16 protein-coding genes are annotated in these 16,669 nt (G+C 72.1%); 12 read left to right on the forward strand and 4 right to left on the reverse strand.

From position 1 onward, the window contains the following. The first annotated feature begins 38 nt into the window (after positions 1 to 38). From aroC to ACGFIM_RS27470, 5 genes are read left to right on the forward strand one after another with little or no spacing between them, the layout of a single operon-like run. Complete coding sequence (gene aroC / locus ACGFIM_RS27450; RefSeq protein WP_393205343.1) at positions 39 to 1,220, forward strand: chorismate synthase; 1,182 nt, start codon at positions 39 to 41, stop codon at positions 1,218 to 1,220. After that, positions 1,217 to 1,720 carry a shikimate kinase gene (locus ACGFIM_RS27455; protein ID WP_393205346.1) on the forward strand — a complete coding sequence of 168 codons (504 nt, stop codon included), beginning with the start codon at positions 1,217 to 1,219 and terminating at the stop codon, positions 1,718 to 1,720. The genes aroC and ACGFIM_RS27455 overlap by 4 nt, the downstream gene beginning before the upstream one ends. Then, positions 1,717 to 2,787 carry a 3-dehydroquinate synthase gene (aroB, locus tag ACGFIM_RS27460; protein WP_393205349.1) on the forward strand — a complete coding sequence of 357 codons (1,071 nt, stop codon included), beginning with the start codon at positions 1,717 to 1,719 and terminating at the stop codon, positions 2,785 to 2,787. Before ACGFIM_RS27455 ends, aroB begins: the two co-directional genes overlap by 4 nt. Beyond that, the gene (gene aroQ / locus ACGFIM_RS27465) at positions 2,784 to 3,218 is read left to right on the forward strand and encodes a type II 3-dehydroquinate dehydratase (protein ID WP_364067516.1); all 435 of its coding nucleotides are present in this window, start codon (positions 2,784 to 2,786) and stop codon (positions 3,216 to 3,218) included. The genes aroB and aroQ overlap by 4 nt, the downstream gene beginning before the upstream one ends. Next, a complete protein-coding gene (locus tag ACGFIM_RS27470; RefSeq protein ID WP_393205352.1) occupies positions 3,215 to 3,973 on the forward strand; it encodes an SGNH/GDSL hydrolase family protein in 759 nt (252 codons plus the stop codon). Before aroQ ends, ACGFIM_RS27470 begins: the two co-directional genes overlap by 4 nt. A gap of 291 nt (positions 3,974 to 4,264) precedes the next feature. Here the strand turns inward: ACGFIM_RS27470 and ACGFIM_RS27475 are convergent, their stop codons facing one another. Further along, positions 4,265 to 6,265, reverse strand: coding sequence for an ATP-dependent DNA helicase (locus ACGFIM_RS27475; RefSeq protein ID WP_393205355.1), 2,001 nt, complete (start codon positions 6,263 to 6,265; stop codon positions 4,265 to 4,267). A 373-nt stretch (positions 6,266 to 6,638) separates the two neighbouring features. Here ACGFIM_RS27475 and ACGFIM_RS27480 point away from each other — a divergent pair, with 373 nt between their 5' ends. After that, entirely contained in the window at positions 6,639 to 7,727 is a 1,089-nt protein-coding gene (locus ACGFIM_RS27480) for a hypothetical protein (RefSeq protein ID WP_393205358.1), read from the forward strand. Positions 7,728 to 7,807: 80 nt separating this feature from the next. Next, on the forward strand, positions 7,808 to 9,376 hold the full coding sequence (locus tag ACGFIM_RS27485; protein ID WP_393205361.1) for a Na+/H+ antiporter: 1,569 nt from the start codon (positions 7,808 to 7,810) through the stop codon (positions 9,374 to 9,376). A 61-nt stretch (positions 9,377 to 9,437) separates the two neighbouring features. Here ACGFIM_RS27485 and ACGFIM_RS27490 read toward each other — a convergent pair whose 3' ends face one another. After that, positions 9,438 to 9,695, reverse strand: coding sequence for a ubiquitin carboxyl-terminal hydrolase 14 (locus ACGFIM_RS27490; protein WP_393205363.1), 258 nt, complete (start codon positions 9,693 to 9,695; stop codon positions 9,438 to 9,440). A 98-nt stretch (positions 9,696 to 9,793) separates the two neighbouring features. Here ACGFIM_RS27490 and ACGFIM_RS27495 point away from each other — a divergent pair, with 98 nt between their 5' ends. Both ACGFIM_RS27495 and ACGFIM_RS27500 read left to right on the forward strand, forming a co-directional pair. Beyond that, positions 9,794 to 10,372, forward strand: coding sequence for a GntR family transcriptional regulator (locus ACGFIM_RS27495; protein ID WP_393205366.1), 579 nt, complete (start codon positions 9,794 to 9,796; stop codon positions 10,370 to 10,372). Positions 10,373 to 10,423: 51 nt separating this feature from the next. After that, positions 10,424 to 11,236 carry an NAD-dependent epimerase/dehydratase family protein gene (locus tag ACGFIM_RS27500; RefSeq protein WP_393205369.1) on the forward strand — a complete coding sequence of 271 codons (813 nt, stop codon included), beginning with the start codon at positions 10,424 to 10,426 and terminating at the stop codon, positions 11,234 to 11,236. 508 nt (positions 11,237 to 11,744) lie between these two features. Here the strand turns inward: ACGFIM_RS27500 and ACGFIM_RS27505 are convergent. Together ACGFIM_RS27505 and bla are read right to left on the reverse strand one after the other, a co-directional pair. Continuing rightward, complete coding sequence (locus tag ACGFIM_RS27505; protein WP_393205372.1) at positions 11,745 to 13,970, reverse strand: transglycosylase domain-containing protein; 2,226 nt, start codon at positions 13,968 to 13,970, stop codon at positions 11,745 to 11,747. Positions 13,971 to 13,987: 17 nt separating this feature from the next. After that, the gene (bla, locus tag ACGFIM_RS27510) at positions 13,988 to 14,935 is read right to left on the reverse strand and encodes a class A beta-lactamase (RefSeq protein WP_393205375.1); all 948 of its coding nucleotides are present in this window, start codon (positions 14,933 to 14,935) and stop codon (positions 13,988 to 13,990) included. A gap of 548 nt (positions 14,936 to 15,483) precedes the next feature. Between bla and ACGFIM_RS27515 the strand changes: the two genes are divergently transcribed. The 3 genes from ACGFIM_RS27515 to ACGFIM_RS27525 are packed head-to-tail and all read left to right on the forward strand — an operon-like array spanning position 15,484 to position 16,615. Continuing rightward, positions 15,484 to 15,870, forward strand: a complete 387-nt coding sequence (locus ACGFIM_RS27515; protein ID WP_393205378.1) for a hypothetical protein — start codon at positions 15,484 to 15,486, stop codon at positions 15,868 to 15,870. A gap of 55 nt (positions 15,871 to 15,925) precedes the next feature. Beyond that, positions 15,926 to 16,258, forward strand: a complete 333-nt coding sequence (locus tag ACGFIM_RS27520) for a YidH family protein (RefSeq protein ID WP_393205381.1) — start codon at positions 15,926 to 15,928, stop codon at positions 16,256 to 16,258. Between the two features lie 21 nt (positions 16,259 to 16,279). After that, positions 16,280 to 16,615: a DUF202 domain-containing protein gene (locus ACGFIM_RS27525; protein WP_393205918.1), complete on the forward strand. Its 336-nt coding sequence runs from the start codon at positions 16,280 to 16,282 to the stop codon at positions 16,613 to 16,615. Positions 16,616 to 16,669 lie beyond the last annotated feature (54 nt).

The following is a 16,669-nucleotide window of genomic DNA, read 5'->3' on the forward strand; positions in this document are numbered from 1 at the left end:
GGACATCCCACTCGGCGGTACGTGGAAGACTTGTACGCATGTTGCGCTGGTTGACCGCCGGAGAGTCCCACGGGCCCGAACTCGTCGCCATCCTCGAGGGCCTGCCGGCCGGGGTCGAGGTGACCACGGCCGACATCGACGAGGCCCTGCGCCGCCGCAGGCTCGGCTATGGCCGCGGCGCGCGGATGAAGTTCGAGCAGGACAAGGTGACGATCGTCGGAGGTGTGCGCCACGGCCGCACGATGGGCAGCCCCGTCGCCATCCGCGTCGGCAACACCGAGTGGCCCAAGTGGGAGAAGGTCATGGCGGCCGACCCCGTCGACCCCGCCGAGCTCGAGGGCCTGGCGCGCAACGCCCCCCGGTCCCGCCCGCGCCCCGGCCACGCCGACCTGGCCGGCATGCAGAAGTACGGCTTCGACGACGCCCGCAACGTCCTCGACCGGGCGAGCGCTCGCGAGACCGCCGCCCGCGTCGCCCTCGGCGAGGTCGCGCGGCGCTTCCTCAAGCAGGCGCTCGGCGTCGACATCGTCAGCCACGTCACCGAGATCGGCGGCGCCCGCACCCCGGCCGAGACGCTGCCCGGCCCCGGCGACCTCGCCAGGATCGACGCCGACCCGGTCAGGTGCGCAGACCCCGAGGGCAGCGCCGCCATGGTCGCCGTCATCGACAAGGCGCACAAGGACGGCGACACCCTCGGCGGCGTCGTCGAGGTCCTCGCCTACGGCCTGCCGCCCGGCCTCGGCAGCTACACCCACTGGGACCGCAGGCTCGACTCCCGGCTGGCCGGCGCGCTCATGGGCATCCAGGCGATCAAGGGCGTCGCGGTCGGCGACGGCTTCGAGACCGCGCGCAGGCCCGGCTCCCGCGCCCACGACGAGATCGAGTACAGCACCGAAGACGGCGTGCGCCGCATCACCAACCGCGCGGGCGGCGTCGAAGGCGGCATGACCAACGGCGAGATCCTGCGGGTCAGCGCCGCCATGAAGCCCATCTCCACGGTGCCGAGGGCGCTGGCCACGATCGACGTCAAGACCGGCGAGCGGGCCAAGGCCCACCACGAGCGCTCCGACGTGTGCGCCGTGCCCGCGGCCGGCGTCGTGGCCGAGGCGATGGTCGCGCTGGTGCTGGCCGACGCGGCGCTCGAGAAGTTCGGCGGCGACTCCGTCGAGGAAGTCGCCCGCAACCTGTCCGGCTACCTCTCTTCCATGGTGATCAAATGACAGCCAAGGCCGTGCTCATCGGGCCTCCGGGATCCGGCAAGACCACGCTCGGGCGGCTGCTCGCCGAGCGGCTCGGCGTCGGGTTCCGCGACACCGACGCCGACGTCGAGGCGGTGGCGGGCAAGCCCGTCTCCGACATCTTCGTCGAGGACGGCGAGGAGCGCTTCCGCGAGCTCGAACACCAGGCCGTGCGCCGCGCGCTGGCCGAGCACGACGGCATCCTGTCGCTCGGCGGCGGCGCCATCCTGCACGAGGAGACGCAGGTGCTCCTCGAGGGCCAGCACGTCGTCTACCTCCAGGTCGGGCTGGCCGACGCGGTCCAGCGGGTCGGCCTGGCCAGCGCCCGCCCGCTGCTGGTGCTCAACCCGCGCAGCAGGCTCAAGGCGCTGATGGAGGAGCGGCGGCCCATCTACGAGCGGCTGGCCACGGTGACCGTGGTGACCGACAAGCGCGAGCCCGAAGAGCTGGCCGACGAGATCATGAAGGGGCTGCCCGGGTGAGCGCCACCAGGATCCACGTGCGGGGCGACAGCCCGTACGACGTCGTCGTCGGCACCGGCGTGCTCGCCGAGTCGGCCACGCTGTTCAAGCCAGGCGTGCGCACCGTCGCCGTCATCGCGCCCGAGACCCTGCCCGAGATCACCAGGCCGGTCCGCGAGGCGCTCGAAGGCGCCGGTTACGAGGTGGCCGAGCTGACCGTGCCCGACGGCGAGCAGTGCAAGACCGTCGAGGTGGCCGCCCGGCTCTGGTCCGAGCTGGGCCGCCACGGCGTGACCCGCTCCGACGCCGTGGTGGGCGTCGGCGGCGGCGCGACCACCGACCTCGCCGGGTTCGTCGCGGCCACCTGGCTGCGCGGCGTCCAGGTGGTGCTCGTGCCCACCACGCTGCTCGCCATGGTCGACGCCGCCGTCGGCGGCAAGAACGGCATCGACACCGCCGAGGGCAAGAACCTCGTCGGCACCTTCCTGCCGCCCGCCGGCGTGCTGTGCGAGCTGTCCACGCTGGCCGGGCTGCCCAAGGCCGACTACGTCGCGGGCCTCGCCGAGATCATCAAGGGCGGTTTCATCGCCGACCCCGAGATCCTGCGGCTCGTCGAGTCCGACCCCGAGGCCGCCACCCGCCCCGACGGCCCCCACACGCGCGAGCTGATCGAGCGCAAGATCCGCGTCAAGGCCGACGTCGTGGGCGCCGACCTGCGCGAGGCCGGGCTGCGCGAGATCCTCAACTACGGCCACACGCTCGCCCACGCCATCGAGCGCGACGAGCACTACACGATCCGCCACGGCGAGGCGGTCGCCATCGGCATGGTCTACGCCGCCGAGCTGTCCAGGCTGTCCGGCCGCGCCGATCTCACCGGCCGTACCCGCTCCATCCTCACCTCGGTGGGCCTGCCGATCAGCCATCGCGCCGACGCCTGGCCGCGGCTGCGCGAGCACATGCGGCTCGACAAGAAGAACCGCGGCGCCAAGCAGCGGTTCGTCGTGCTCGACGACCTGGCCAGGCCCGGCCGCCTCGAAGACCCCGCGGAAGAGCTGCTCGAAGCCGCCTACAAGGAGATCTCCGCATGATCCTCGTCCTCAACGGCCCCAACCTCGGCCGGCTCGGCGTCCGCGAGCCCGACGTCTACGGCTCCGAGACCCTGGAGGACCTCGCCGCCCTCTGCCGCGACACCGGCCGCAAGCTCGGCCACCACGTCGAGGTACGCCAGACGGACGACGAGGCCGAGATGATCGGCTGGATCCACGAGGCGTGCGACGGCCGCATCCCGGTGGTGCTCAACCCCGCCGCGTTCACCCACTACTCCTACGCGCTCAAGGACGCGATCGCCCAGCGCACCGCCCCGCTCATCGAGGTTCACATCTCCAACCCCGCGGCGAGGGAAGAGTTTCGCCATACCTCCGTCGTGGCCGGGGTGGCGACGGGCACGATCGCCGGCTTCGGGCTACAGTCATACGTCCTTGCGCTGCACGCTATCGCGGAGATGATCACCACCTCATGAGGCACTACAAGTCCTTCGTCGCGCTCGGCGACAGCTTCACAGAAGGACTGAACGATCCCGGTCCGGACGGGCACTTCCGTGGCTGGGCCGACCGGGTGGCCGAGCGGCTCGCCGCCGACGACCCCTCCTTCCGCTACGCCAACCTCGCCGTCCGCGGCAAGCTCCTCGACCAGGTCGTGGCCGAGCAGGTGCCGCCGGCCGTCGACATGGCGCCCGACCTGGTCAGCTTCTGTGCCGGGGGCAACGACCTGCTGCGGCCGGGCAGCGACCCCGACGTGATGGCCAAGACCCTCGCACGGGCCGTGCGCGAGCTGCGCTCCGGCGGGGCCGACGTGCTGCTGTTCACCGGGGTGGACCCGCGCGACACGCCCATCATGCGCCGCCTGCGCGGCAAGTTCGCCATCTACTACCTGCACCTGCGCTCCATCGCCGACCTGTACGGCTGCAAGCTCGTCGACCAGTGGTCGATGCAGGGGCTGCGCGACTGGCGGGCCTGGAGCGCCGACCGGCTGCACATGAACGAGGACGGTCACCGGCTGGTGGCCGCCCGCGTGCTCGACGTGCTGGGCGTGCCGTTCGAGGAGGACTGGCGCAAGGAGTGGCCGCCGCGCACCGTCGATCCCCGCACCAGGCGGCGCGAGGACGCCCAGTGGATCAAGGAGCACCTGGTGCCGTGGGTGTCGCGCCGGATCCGCGGCGTCTCCTCCGGCGACGGCCTGTCGCCCAAGCGCCCCGAGCTCGCCCCCTGGGCCTGAGCTCCGGGCCGGGCGGCGCCCGCCAGGGCGAGCACTCCCCGGCGACGGCGGGCCTGTCGGCCTCGCGGGTCCGGAACGCGTCCAGGACCCGCGGCTTCGCCGTCGGGCTTGCGGTGGTAGGCCACCTGGCCGCCATGCGGCGTGGGCTCCGGCGTGCCGTGCGCGGTCACCGGCGCCGCGACCGTGAGCAAGACGACCGCACCGTGCCGTCGCGTACCTCCCTGCTCGCTCTGCGGCCCGTCCGATGATCACGGACGGAGCCCGCCCCGGCATCGCCTGGGGGAGGGGACCTCAGGAGGAGGCGGCGGCCAGGCGCTTGAGCGCGGCGCGCGGAACGGCCGGGTCGGTGGTGCGCCAGAACGGCGGCAGCGAGTTCAGCAGGAAACCGCTGTAGCGGGCCGTCACCAGCCGGGGATCGAGCACCGCGATGACCCCCTTGTCGTCCTGCGACCGCAGCAGCCGCCCGACGCCCTGCGCGAGCAGCAGCGCGGCGTGGTTGGCCGCGACGGCCATGAACCCGTTGCCGCCCTTCGCCGCCACATGGCGCTGCCTGGCGGAGGTCAGCGGGTCGTCGGGGCGGGGGAACGGCACCCGGTCGATGATGACCAGCCGCAGCGAGGGCCCGGGGACGTCGACGCCCTGCCACAGCGACAGCGTCCCGAACAGGCAGGTCGGCTCGTCCTCGGCGAACTGCTTGACCAGCAGCATCGTCGAGTCGTCGCCCTGGCACAGCAGCGGCACGTCGAGCCGGTCGCGCAGCGCCTCGGTCGCCGCCTTGGCGGCGCGCATCGAGGAGAACAGCCCCAGCGTGCGCCCGCCGGCCGCTTCGATCAGCTCGGCGATCTCGTCGAGGTACGCCTGGGGCAGCCCGTCGCGGCCCGGCTGGGGGAGGTGTTTGGCGACGTACAGGATGCCCGAGCGGGGATGGTCGAAGGGCGAGCCGACGTCGATGCCCTGCCAGTCCTTGCCGGCCTCGCCGAGCCCCCACTGGGCGGCGAGCGCGTCGAACGTGCCGCCGAGCGCCAGCGTGGCCGAGGTGAGCACGACCGTGCGCTCGCCGAACAGCTTGTCGCGCAGCATGCCGCCGACACTGAGCGGCGCGACCCGCAGCACGGGCGGGCGGCGGTCGCTGCCCGGGTCGAGCCAGACGACCTCGGCGCGGTCGGCCTCGGTGGCGTGGCCGTAGGCGTCGAGCATGCGCACGGCGCTGTCGTGCACCTCGTCGAGCGCCGTGAACGCGGCCTTGCGCTGGCCCGCCTTGTCGGGGTCGTCCTTGTCGGCGTTGCGCGGCCCCAGGGCGGTGATGCAGCGCCACGCGGTGTCGCGGATGGCCTGCAGGGTCAGCCCCAGCACCTGCGGCAGCTCGTCGATGCGGCCGGGCGGCGCGGCGGCCAGCAGCGCCTTGAGGTCTTCGCCGGCCTCCAGGAGCTGATCGGCGATGGGCTGGTCGATGAGGCGGCCGACGCGGCGTACGGCGAGCATGACCGAGGCCTCCGACAGCTCCGACGTCACCACGGAGGTCACCCTGTCGACCAGCTCGTGCGCCTCGTCGACCACCACGACCTCGTGCTCGGGCAGCACCGGCAGCTCGCCCATGGCGTCGATGGCGAGCAGCGCGTGGTTGGTCACGACGACGTCGGCCTCGCCCGCGCGCGCCCTGGCCAGCTCGGCGAAGCACTCGGCGCCGCTCGGGCAGCGGCTCGCGCCCAGGCACTCCTGCGCGCTCACCGAGAACTGTCGCCACGCCTGGTCGCTCACGCCCGGCACCAGCTCGTCGCGGTCGCCGGTCTCGGTCTCCTCGGCCCACTGCTGGATGCGCTGCACCATGCGGCCGGTGGCGCTCACCTCGCGCGGATCGAACAGCTGGTCCTGCTCGTCCTCCTCGGGCCAGCCCGCGGAGGCCTTGTAGCGGCACAGGTAGTTACGGCGGCCCTTGAGTATCGCGTACGTCGGCTCGTGCGGCAGCTCCTTGCCGAGCGCCTCGGCCAGGCGGGGCAGGTCGCGGTCGACGAGCTGGCGCTGCAGCGCGATGGTGGCGGTGGAGACCACGACGGGCTTGTCGCTGTCCATCGCGTGGCGGACGGACGGCACCAGATAGGCCAGCGACTTTCCCGTGCCCGTGCCCGCCTGGACGGCCAGGTGCTGCTTGGCGTCGATGGCGTGTTGCACGGCCCGCACCATGGTGATCTGGCCCTCGCGTTCGCTTCCTCCGAGAGCGTTGACCGCGATGCTGAGCAGTTCTTCCACTGGCGGGAGATGGGAATCGGGCACGGCAGTAAACGCTACCCGCATTCCGGGGCCGCCGCGCCGAACGCGGCGTGATCGGCCAGACGCATCCCGGCGTTCCCGAAAACTCACGGCGGGTTGCGTGGCACACTGGGCGATCGGAACGTCAACTGGCAGGTGGGGGATTCACCGGACGTGACCAGGGGGGTTCCGGGAGTAGATGGGAAGGCCGGTTAAGTAGGGTTTTCCGGGGTTGAGTGGACGAATAAAGGCTGGTTAAAGCAGTATGTCTGCCATGTCGGAAGTTGTCCCGTTGCCGTCGTTCGGCGAAGTCTTCTTCGATGCGCGAGGTCAGGAGCGGTGTCTGCGTGTCACGTGGCATGAGGGCACCCTCGTCCTCAGCCTGTGGCGCGGGGAGATGTGCACTGCGAGCTTCCGCATGCCGATGGAGGATGTCGGCCGGCTGCTCGACACCCTCGACGAGGGGTACGCCGAGGCGACCGGAGAGCAGGCCGCCGTGCCCGCGCACGAGCCGGGCACCGAGGTCATCCCCGGCACCGGCCAGTACCACCGGCCGCCCCAGCCGGGGCAGGCCCCGCCCCAGCAGGTCCAGCAGGACCGGCCGCAGCAGCACGCCCAGCAACGCGGACAGCAGGACCGGCAGCAGCCGCAGCACGCGCAGCCGTCGCCGCTCGACGAGCGCCCCACGGCGGCGCTCTCGCCGAACGACGTGCTCGTGGCCAGGGGCAACCCGCCGCAGGACAAGCTCGTCGCCTCGTACGGCGACTCCGGCGCGCGCGACTCCTACGGCGAGACCACCGCGCCCCGCGAGGCCTTCGCCGACCAGCGGCCCTTCACCGGCCCGCAGTACGTCGACTCGACCGCCCCGCAGCCGAAGTACACGGGCGACCCCTTCAGCGGCCCGCAGTACACCGGCGACCCGCTCAGCGACCCCCGGTACGCCCAGCCGCAGAGCCGCTCGGCCGAGCCGTTCACCGGCCCGCAGTACGTCGATCCCGACCGCGGCTACCAGATGCCCTCCGAGCAGCGCCGCCCGTCGCCGGTGAACACCGACCCGCTCGGCTTCCCCTCGCAGGCCGCCGACCCGTACCAGGGGTCGCAGCAGCGCCGCGACCAGTACTCCGCCGACCCCTACCCCTCCGACCCGTACGGCGGCCGGCGTTCCGACGGCTACGCCCAGCCCCAGCAGCAGGCCCAGCAGCAGGCCCAGCAGCAGGCCCAGCCGCAGCCGACCGTGGCGGGCCTCGGCACGCCCATGCACGGCATCCCCGGCGCGGGCCGCCGCCGCCCGGCGTCCCAGCCCGCCGCCGACGACTACGGCTCCTACCAGAACCCGGCGGCCAACCCGGTGGACCCGCTGCTGTCGCTCGGCCGGCAGGACCAGCAGTACCCGCAGTCCGAGGCCGAGATGACCCGCCCGTACGTGGACCCCATGTTCTCCACGGGCGAGCGCCTGCGCCCCGAGCAGCCCGACTACCACGAGAGAAGCGACCGCAGGGAGTGGTGAATCCCCGCCACTCGCCGCCGGGTACGCTTCAGCGCGAGACGGCCTGCTGAGGCGGTCACGTCCAGGCGCGGGGGGCATTGGTGGGTTCGAGCGGTGGCCTGCAACTACTGTTGCTGGCCGGCGGCGCGGTCGCGGTCTCGGCGCTCGCGCGGCGGCACAACTGGCCGGCACCGCTGCTGCTGGTGGCGGCCGGGCTGGTGGTATCGCCGCTGGTGCCCGAGGTGCCGCTCGACCCCGACCTGGTGCTGTACGTCTTCCTGCCGCCGCTGCTCTACTCCGCCGCGCTCGACAGCTCCTACCTGCGGCTGCGTGACGTCAGGCGGCCGGTCGCGCTGCTGTCGGTGGGGCTCGTGCTGTTCACCGCGGCCGTGGCCGGGCTGCTCGTCCACTTGCTGCTGCCCGGTCTGCCGCTCGCGCTGGCGTTCGCGCTCGGCGCGATCATCGCGCCGCCCGACGCGGTGGCCGCCGTCGCGGTCGGCCGCAGGCTCGGCCTGCCGCGCAGGACGCTGACCATCCTCATCGGCGAGAGCCTGTTCAACGACGCCACCGCGCTCACTCTCTACCGGGTCGCCATCGGGGCCGCCACCGGCGGTGCGATCAGCCTCTGGGCGGGGCTCGGCGAGTTCCTGCTGACCGCGCTCGGCGGGGTGGCCGTCGGCCTGGCGCTGGCGCGGGCCTGCGCCTGGGTGCTCGAACGCCTGCGCGACTCGCTCGTCGAGACCACGGTGATGCTGCTCATCCCGTTCGGCGCCTATCTCGCGGCCGAGTCGGTGCACGCCTCAGGCGTGATCGCCGTCGTGATCGTCGGCCTCTATCTCGGCCACCGGATGCACCTGCGCGGCTTCGGCACCCGGCTGGTGGCCGGCGCCGTGTGGCGGGTCGTGGTCTTCTTCCTCGAAGCCGTGGTGTTCGCGCTCATCGGGCTGCAGCTCGTACCCGTGATCAAAGGCATCACCGGCTACCGGCCCTGGGAGGTCGCCCTCTACGCGGTGGCGGTGCTCGCCGCCGTCATCGCCGCCAGGTTCGGCTGGATCTTCGCGCTGGCGCCGCTCATCAGGGCGGCCCGCCGCACCCACGTCCCGCAGGCCGTCGTGCTCGGCTGGGCGGGCATGCGCGGCGTGGTCTCGCTGGCGGCCGCGTTCGCGATCCCCGAGAGCGTGCCCGCGCGCGACCGGGCGCTGCTGCTGTTCCTCACGTTCACCACCGTGATCGGCACGCTGCTCATCCAGGGCACCACGTTCCCCGCACTGATCAGGAAACTGCACGTCTCGAGCGAGAAGGAGCGCTACGACGACCTGCTCGCCGAGGCCGCCGCCCAGCAGGCGGCTCTGGAGGCGGGCCTGGCGGAGCTCGACCGGCTCGTCGCCGAGCTGGGCGACGAGCCCGACGAGATCCAGAAACAGGTCATCGACCAGCTCAGGGAGAAGTCGTGGCGGCGGTCGCTGACCGCCTGGGAACGCCTCGGCGGCGGCACCGGGCCCGGCGGCTCCGAGACGCCGAGTACGCTCTACCGCCGGTTGCGGCGCGAGATGCTGAAGGCCGAACGGCAGGTCTTCGTCCGCCTGCGCGACGAACGGCGGCTGGACGACGAGGTGCTGCGGCAGGTGATGACCCAGCTCGACTTCGAAGAGGCCATGCTCGACCGCTGACGTTTCCTGACAAGCGCGGCTGATAGACCGCTTCGGGCAGTGGTGCTCCGATGGGGCGGTCTCAGCCCATCTGGTTGTCCACGAAGCACCAGCGCCAGGTCTCGCCCGGCTGGAACGACTGGATGACGGGATGTCCCGTCTCATGGAAGTGCGCGGTGGCGTGCTTGCCGGGGGAGGAGTCGCAGCAGCCGATGTGGCCGCACTCCAGGCAGCGCCGCAGGTGCACCCACTGCCGCCCGTCGGCCAGGCACTCCTCGCACCCTTCCGGCGTCTTCGCGGGCGGGTCGCCCGCCTGTGACAGATGCTCGCACGTCGCCATGCGGAAATCCTATGCGCAGCCCGATGATCTTCCCCGGGCCGGGGCGAGGCGGGGGCCTGGGGACGCGTAGGATGCCTGCGCACGTCGAGGAGGCTGACATGGGAGTCACAGAGGGGACGACGACCGGGGTCCCGCCGGTCGTGGTGCGCCGGGCGCTGCCGACCGAGCCCGCCGTGCGCGCCTCGAAGTCCCTGTTCCTGGCCGAGGCCGAGCGGCAGGGGCTCAAGGCGGGCCGCCGCATGCTGTACGTGGGCCAGGAGCCCGCCCCCGCGCACATCGCCGAAGGCCTGCGCGTGCCGGCGGGCACCGGCGTCATCGCGCGGCGCAAGCTGCTGACCGCCTCCGACGTCCCCGTACGCATCGCCACCAGCTACTTCCGCGCCGACCTGTTCGCCGGCACGCGCATCGCCGAGCCCGGGTTCGTGCAGCCGTCGCTGCAGTCGGCGATCGAGTCGCTCGGCCACGCGTTCGGGCACGCCGAGGAGACGCTGATCGCCCGGCCGCCGACGGACTTCGAGCGCGAGACGCTGGAGCTGGCGGCGGGGGAGTGGGTCGTCCAGGTGCTGCGGACCAGCTACTCGGCGCAGGACGCCCCGATCCACGCCCTGGAGACGATCTGCGCCGCCACCCGGCACGTCTTCACCATCACCCAGGTGACGGGGCACGACGAGTTCTGACCTCTCCCGTGAGGGCGGAAAGTGTCGGTGGGCGGTGGAAGGATGCCGGGCATGCTCGTGAAGAACGTCGTGCTCACCGGCGCCGCCGGGCGGGTCGGGTCAGTGCTGCGCGAGCCCTTGCTGCGGCGGGTGCGCCGGTTGGTCTCGGTCGATCGGGTGCCGCTTGCCGCGCTCGCCGCGCACGAGGAGGTCGTGCGCGCCGAGCTGGGCAGCGCCGACGACGTGATGCCGCTGGTCGAGGGCGCCGACGCGGTGGTGCACCTCGCGGGCGTGCCGGACGAGGCGCCGCTGCCCGGCCTGCTCGAGGGCAACGTGCTCGGCACCCACCACGTGCTCGAGGCGGCCCGCCGCACCGGCGTGCGGCGCGTCGTGCTGGCCAGCAGCAACCGCCTCACGGGCTGCTACCCGGCCGCGCAGACCGTCTCGCCCGCGATGCCGCCCAGGCCCGACGGGCTCTACGGCGTCAGCAAGGTCGCCGTCGAGGCCTTGGGGCGGCTCTACGCCGACAAGTTCGGGCTCGAGGTGGTGTGCCTGCGCATCGGCAGCCTGGAGCCCGAGCCTTCCGATCCCCGCCACCTCGCCACCTGGCTCAGCCCGCGCGACTGCGCCGGGTTCGTCTGGGCCGCCGTGACCTGCCCCTCGGTGTCGTTCCTCGCCGCGTACGCGGTGTCGGCCAACACCCGCCGCTTCTGGGAGCTGGACGAGCGTCTGGGCTACCGTCCCGTCGACGACGCCGAGACGTACCTCGACCGGCTCCCCGGCGAGGCGGCCTCCTACCCGGGCGAAGAGCTCCAGGGAGGCGTCTACGCCTCCCCCGATTTCACCCTCCCGCATCTGCTCAGCCCGCAAAGGGCCCGAGGCTGACCCACTGCCCCGCGTGTCGGGGACAGTGGACCGCGGGTGAGCTCCGCGTCCGGCTGGTCCGGGTCTGGATCGGGTGAGTTGCCGTCCCTGGTGTGTCGGGGTCGTGGGTTGCTGGTGAGGCCCGTGTCCGGCTGGTCCGGGTCTGGATCGGGTGAGTTGCCGCCTCTCGCGTGTTGGGGCAGTGGGTTGCTGGTGAGGCCCGTGTCCGGCTGGTCCGGGTCAGGACCGGGCGCGCCGCGGCTCGCGCCGGGCTGCCTGCCCGCACTGACACCGGCGTCGGCCGGCACAGGCCTGCCTCCGCCGGCGGGGCGTCTGCCGAAGCCGGCGCTGGCGGCGGCTACGGCACAGGCCTGCCTCTGCCGGCGGTTCGGGCTTCGGCTCGGCGACGGCTCGGCGCTGGGCGGTCTCTGGCGGCGGGACGCATGCGCCGGGCGCGGCACCGACGCCGAGCCCGGCGCACCCCTGCTCGCGGGGCGTTCTGCGGCGGGCGCGGCACCGGCGGCGCAGGTCAGCGCTTGGGGTTCGGGCGCGGGGTCGGGGCCCTGGAGGCGGATGTGGAGGCGGATGTGGAGGCGGATGTGGAGGCGGATGTGGTGGCAGTGGGGGAGGGGGTGGCCGTGGTGGCCTCCTCGCCCTCGCCGTCCTTCTCCTTCTTGTCCTTCTTCTCCTTCGGGTCCGGCTCGGGGCGGCAGCCGATCGTGCAGCCCTCGAAGCGGCTGGTGATGATCGGCGTGAACGGGGTGGGCGGGACCTTGCGCAGCGCCTGGATCATGGTGTCGCGCCAGATCGGCCCGGGGACGCTGGCCCCCTGCACCGATCCGTAGTAGCGGCCCCCGATGGTCACTCCGGTCAGCTTGTACTGCTGCGAGCCGCGCGGGTCGCCGAGGCTGACGGCGCCCGCCAGGTCGGGGGTGAAGCCGGCGAACCAGGCCGAGGCGTACCCGTCGGTGGTGCCGGTCTTGCCGGCGGCGGGCCGCCCGATGCCGCCGACGCCCCGCATGGTGCCCTCGGTGAACACGCCGGACAGCACCTCGGCGGTGGCGTCGGCGATGGCGGGCTCCAGCGCCTGGCGGCACTTGGGGCGGTAGCGGGTGGTCTTGCCGTCCCTGTCGGTGATGTGGGTGATGGCCATCGGCGCGCAGTACGTGCCGCGCGCACCGATCGCCGCGTAGGCGGCGGCCACCGTCACCGGGTCGGTCTCGTTGATGCCGAGCGTGAACGTCTCGTACTCCTGCAGCTTCTTGCCGTCCGCGCGCCTGATGCCGAGCGACTTGGCGGTCTTGACGGTGTCGCAGAGGCCGACCCGCTGCTCCAGCTCCATGAAGAAGGTGTTCACGGAGTTCCAGGTGCCGCTGCGCAGCGTCTTCCAGCCGGGCGAGCCCTCGTCGTTGGTGACGGTGTGGGAAGGGTCGCCGATGTTCTGGCCCGCGCAGTTCTTGAACGTGGAGTACGCCGGCGCCCGGTAGCCCGCGCCCGCGGCGAGCCCGTCGTCCAGCTTCATGCCTTTCTTCAAGGCGGTGATCAGCGTGAACGTCTTCATCGTCGAGCCCGGCTGGAACCCGACTCCGCCTCCGTGCGCGGCGTCGGCGACCACGTTGTAGGAGATCTCGTTCTTGGCGGCGTCGGTGCCGTAGCGGCGGCTGGCGGCCATCGCCTTGATCGCGCCGCTGCCCGGCTCGACCAGGGCCTCGGCGGCCACGGGCCGGTCGGAGGCGTGGACGTAGCGCTTGATGGCGCGTTCGGCGGCGGCCTGCGCGACCGGGTCGAGCGTGGTCTTGATGGTCAGCCCGCCCCGGTTGAGCATGGCCAGCCGGGCCTTCGCGGTGCGGCCGAAGTCCGGGTTGCTGAGAATCTCATGCCGCATATAAAGGCAGAAGTAGGGATATTTGCTGCTTTCGCAGCCTCCGGGAAGCCGTGTCCCCTTGTATCCCAGCTTGGTCGCCTTGGCCGCGGCCGCCTCCTCCGGCGTGATCTTGCCCAGCTCCGCCATCCGGTTGAGCACCACGTTCCTGCGGTTCAGCAGCCGTTCGCGATGCTCAGGGCCGAGGTTGGGATCGGTGGCGTTCGGGTCCTGCACCGCGCCCGCCAGCGTGGCGGCCTGCGCCAGCGTCAGGTCGGCCGCGTGCACGCCGAAGAACCGCTTGGCGGCGGCTTCGACGCCGTACGCGCTCGCGCCGAAGTACGCGATGTTCAGGTACTTCTCGAGGATCTGGTCCTTGGTGTACTTCTGCTCGATCCCCATGGCGTAGCGCAGCTCGTTGAGCTTGCGCGTGTAGCTGGCCTCGACGGCCGCGTTCCGCTCCTCCTCGGTGTCGGCCGAGTTGAGCAGCACCTGCTTGACGTACTGCTGGGTGATGCTCGACCCGCCCTGGCTGGTGCGGCCCGTCTGCAGGTTGGTGGCCAGGGCGCGCAGCGTGCCCTCGATGTCGATCGCCCCGTGCTCGTAGAAGCGGTAGTCCTCGATGGCCACGATCGCGGTCCGCATCACCTCGGCGATCTCGTCGAGGCGGACGACCTCGCGGTACTCCTCGTAGAAGCGGGCGATCTCGTTGCCCTTGGCGTCCTGCACGATCGTGACCTCGGCCGGCGGTGGCTCGGCGAGGTCCACCGGCCTGAGGTTCACCTCGTCGGCCGCGGCCACGAACCCGGCCCCCATGCCCCCGACGGCCGGGATCACGATCCCGGCCACCAGGACACCCGCCCCTGCGGCGGCCGCGGCGAGCCGCAGCAACATGGTCCCCCGTCCGCGCATCAGAGCCTGCCGAGCCCGCGGGCCAGGACCGTCGCGGTCCGCGCGATCACCTTGTCGTCGACCGGCTGAGCGGCGTCCTTGCGGTTGGTGTAGATGGCGAGGATGATCGGCGCGCCGGACCGTCCGGACGGCCAGACGATCGCGATGTCGTTGGCCAGACCGCTTTCCCCGTTGGTGCCGGTCTTGTCGCCGATCGTCCATTTCTTCGGCAGCCCGGCGCGGATGCGCGCGTCGCCGGTCTCGTTCGCGATGAGCCAGCCGTTGAGCCGTGCGCGGTCCTTCGGGTGCAGCGCGTCGCCGTCGGCGAGCCTGCGCAGGTCACGGGCGGCGGCCGCGGGGGTGGTGGTGTCGCGCTTCTCCTTCGGCGTCCAGACGTTCAGCTCGATCTCCCAGCGGTCCAGCCGCGAGACCGGGTCCTTGAGCGTACGCAGGTACGTGGTCAGCCCGGCAGGACCGCCGATCTGCTTGAGCACCATGTTGCCCGCGGTGTTGTCGCTCTGCGTGATGGCCGCCTTGCAGAGCTGTGCGACCGTCAGCCCGTCCTTGACGTGCTTCTCCGTGGTCGGCGAGTGCGGCTTCAGCTCGGCCGCCGTCCACTTCACCCGCTTGCTCATCAGGCCGGGCGCGGAGGTGCGCGCCTTGTGCAGCGCGGCCCCGCACGCCAACGCCTTGAACGTCGACAGCAGCGGGAACCGCTCACCCGATCGGTAACCCACCGTCCTCCCCGTCGCCGTGTCGATCGCGTACGCCCCGATGCGCCCCTGGTAGGACGCCTCCAGCGCCCGCAGCTCCTTGCTCACCAACGCCTGCCCGGAAGGCTCCGCTGTGGCCGCCGCGGACGACGCGGTGGCCGGGCTCGCGGTCGCGGCCCCGCCCGCCAGCAGGGAGATCGTCAAAGCAGTCGCCTGCAGCGCGGCCGCAAGCCGCCGGGCACGAAGCTGTCGCATGCCATGTCCTTGCCGTCGTTCGATCAGATCAGAGGGCAGGAGCAAAGCAGACGCGAAAGCACCATGTCTAATAGCGATATCGCGAAAGCTTTCATATCGCTTTCCATATCTTTGCAGGTCAGAGTGGGTGATGGTGCTGAACGGAGGTCCGGTGGCGGGGGAGGTGCCCGGGTCGCGGGTGAGGGGACGGGTGGTGGGTGAGGGGTCCGGCGGTGGGTGGGTCTCGGGGGCAGGTCCGTGTCTCGGTAGGTGGGTGAGGTCCGGTGGTGGCTCGGGGTCTTGGAGGCGGGTTTGGGTGTCTCGGGGTGGCAGGTCCGGGTGTCGGTGGTGGGGTGAGGCCGGTGGTGGCGGGGGTGGTGGCGGGTCGGAGGGGCGGGGTCGGGTGCCGATGGTCCGGTGGGGGAGCCGAAGGTCGGACAGTGCAAGGGTGGGGGCGGATGGTGGAGTGTGCCGGGTGGTCGTGCGTGTCGCCGGACGCCACGGGATGGTGTCCGCTAGGTGTGCGTTCGGTCACGTCACGTGGCTGATCGCTTGGGTAGGGTCAAGGTATGCGTCCACTCAAGAGCCGGTATGTGCCCCTGGTCCTCGTCGCCTCGTGCGTGCTCGCCGCCGGTTGCAGCGACATCAACGAGACCATCGACAAGGCCCAGGCGTGCATCGAGGCGCCGAAGATCGTCTCTGAGCTGGCCGCCGAGCTCACCAAGCTGACCGACGACCCCAAGGCCATGGAGAAGGCGATCGACGACGCCGCGGCCAAGCTCAACGAGGTGGCCGACACTGCGGCCAACACCACGCTCAAGGAGGCGAGCGACAGCCTCGCCGCGACGCTGGCCGGCATCACGGTCGACGACGTCAACGACGCGGTCGACGCGGCGAAGAAGGTCGCCTCCGAAAGCGCCGATTACGTGGAACGGGTGGCCAAGGCCTGCAGCTGAGACACCGACAATCCCGGCTTCTCTAGGGGAAATGGGGACGAAATACCCTTTTTTCATGGAACCCGACCCGCGTTTCACCTTGGCCAATGAACGCACATTCCTCACCTGGCTGAGCACGGCGCTGGCGCTCAGCGCGGGTGGGGTGGCCATGGCGGCGGTGCCGGCCGACGTGTTCGTGCCGTGGATCCGTACGACGCTGGCCATCGTCCTCGTCACCCTGTCCGCGCTGGCGGCCGGCATGGCCTACCCGCGCTGGCGCAACATCCAGCGTGCGCTGCGCGACCAGGCGCCGCTTCCGCCGCCCGCGCTGGCGGCCGTCTTCGGTTACGGCGTCGCCGCCGTGGCCGTGGTCGCCCTCGTCCTGATCATTCTCTCGGCGCGGGCCTGACCGGCGAGGCCCGGCGTGGGGATGACCCCGGAAGAGGAGATCTGGGACCGGGGCCTGCAGAGCGAGCGCACCCGGCTGGCCTGGGTGCGCACGGCCGTGGCGCTGTCCACCGGCGGTCTCGGCGCGGCCGGCCTCGCATCGCGCAGCGGCCTGCCGGTGCCGGCGATCGCCGCGTTCGCGCTGGCCGCGCTCTGCGGCGGCGTGCTGCTGATCAGGACCAGACTGCGCTTCCGCCGGGTGCAGGCCGCCCTGCACCACGGCCGGCCCCTGCACTCCGGGGTGGACGCGCTCGCCGCCTGGCTCGGCACGCTCAGCGTGGTCGCGGGCGCTGTGATCTTCGTGTTCACCGTGAGGTGAGGCCGGGTTGCGGCAGGTCAGGAGGGAGGCGGACACTCGAAAGCAGGGGGTGAC

This window comes from Nonomuraea sp. NPDC049309 (assembly GCF_043196965.1).
GTDB classification, from domain to species: domain Bacteria; phylum Actinomycetota; class Actinomycetes; order Streptosporangiales; family Streptosporangiaceae; genus Nonomuraea; species Nonomuraea fastidiosa.

What these genes read in the sequence shown, in the direction of transcription:
- ACGFIM_RS27480 (WP_393205358.1), top strand. Translation starts at nt 6,639, where the DNA reads ATGCCGATGGAGGATGTCGGCCGGCTGCTCGACACCCTCGACGAGGGG.
- ACGFIM_RS27495 (WP_393205366.1), top strand. Translation starts at nt 9,794, where the DNA reads ATGGGAGTCACAGAGGGGACGACGACCGGGGTCCCGCCGGTCGTGGTG.
- aroC (WP_393205343.1), top strand. Translation starts at nt 39, where the DNA reads ATGTTGCGCTGGTTGACCGCCGGAGAGTCCCACGGGCCCGAACTCGTC.
- aroQ (WP_364067516.1), top strand. Translation starts at nt 2,784, where the DNA reads ATGATCCTCGTCCTCAACGGCCCCAACCTCGGCCGGCTCGGCGTCCGC.
- ACGFIM_RS27525 (WP_393205918.1), top strand. Translation starts at nt 16,280, where the DNA reads ATGACCCCGGAAGAGGAGATCTGGGACCGGGGCCTGCAGAGCGAGCGC.
- ACGFIM_RS27515 (WP_393205378.1), top strand. Translation starts at nt 15,484, where the DNA reads ATGCGTCCACTCAAGAGCCGGTATGTGCCCCTGGTCCTCGTCGCCTCG.
- ACGFIM_RS27520 (WP_393205381.1), top strand. Translation starts at nt 15,926, where the DNA reads ATGGAACCCGACCCGCGTTTCACCTTGGCCAATGAACGCACATTCCTC.
- ACGFIM_RS27470 (WP_393205352.1), top strand. Translation starts at nt 3,215, where the DNA reads ATGAGGCACTACAAGTCCTTCGTCGCGCTCGGCGACAGCTTCACAGAA.
- ACGFIM_RS27505 (WP_393205372.1), bottom strand. Translation starts at nt 13,970, where the DNA reads ATGTTGCTGCGGCTCGCCGCGGCCGCCGCAGGGGCGGGTGTCCTGGTG.
- bla (WP_393205375.1), bottom strand. Translation starts at nt 14,935, where the DNA reads ATGCGACAGCTTCGTGCCCGGCGGCTTGCGGCCGCGCTGCAGGCGACT.
- ACGFIM_RS27475 (WP_393205355.1), bottom strand. Translation starts at nt 6,265, where the DNA reads ATGCGGGTAGCGTTTACTGCCGTGCCCGATTCCCATCTCCCGCCAGTG.
- ACGFIM_RS27455 (WP_393205346.1), top strand. Translation starts at nt 1,217, where the DNA reads ATGACAGCCAAGGCCGTGCTCATCGGGCCTCCGGGATCCGGCAAGACC.
- ACGFIM_RS27490 (WP_393205363.1), bottom strand. Translation starts at nt 9,695, where the DNA reads ATGGCGACGTGCGAGCATCTGTCACAGGCGGGCGACCCGCCCGCGAAG.
- ACGFIM_RS27500 (WP_393205369.1), top strand. Translation starts at nt 10,424, where the DNA reads ATGCTCGTGAAGAACGTCGTGCTCACCGGCGCCGCCGGGCGGGTCGGG.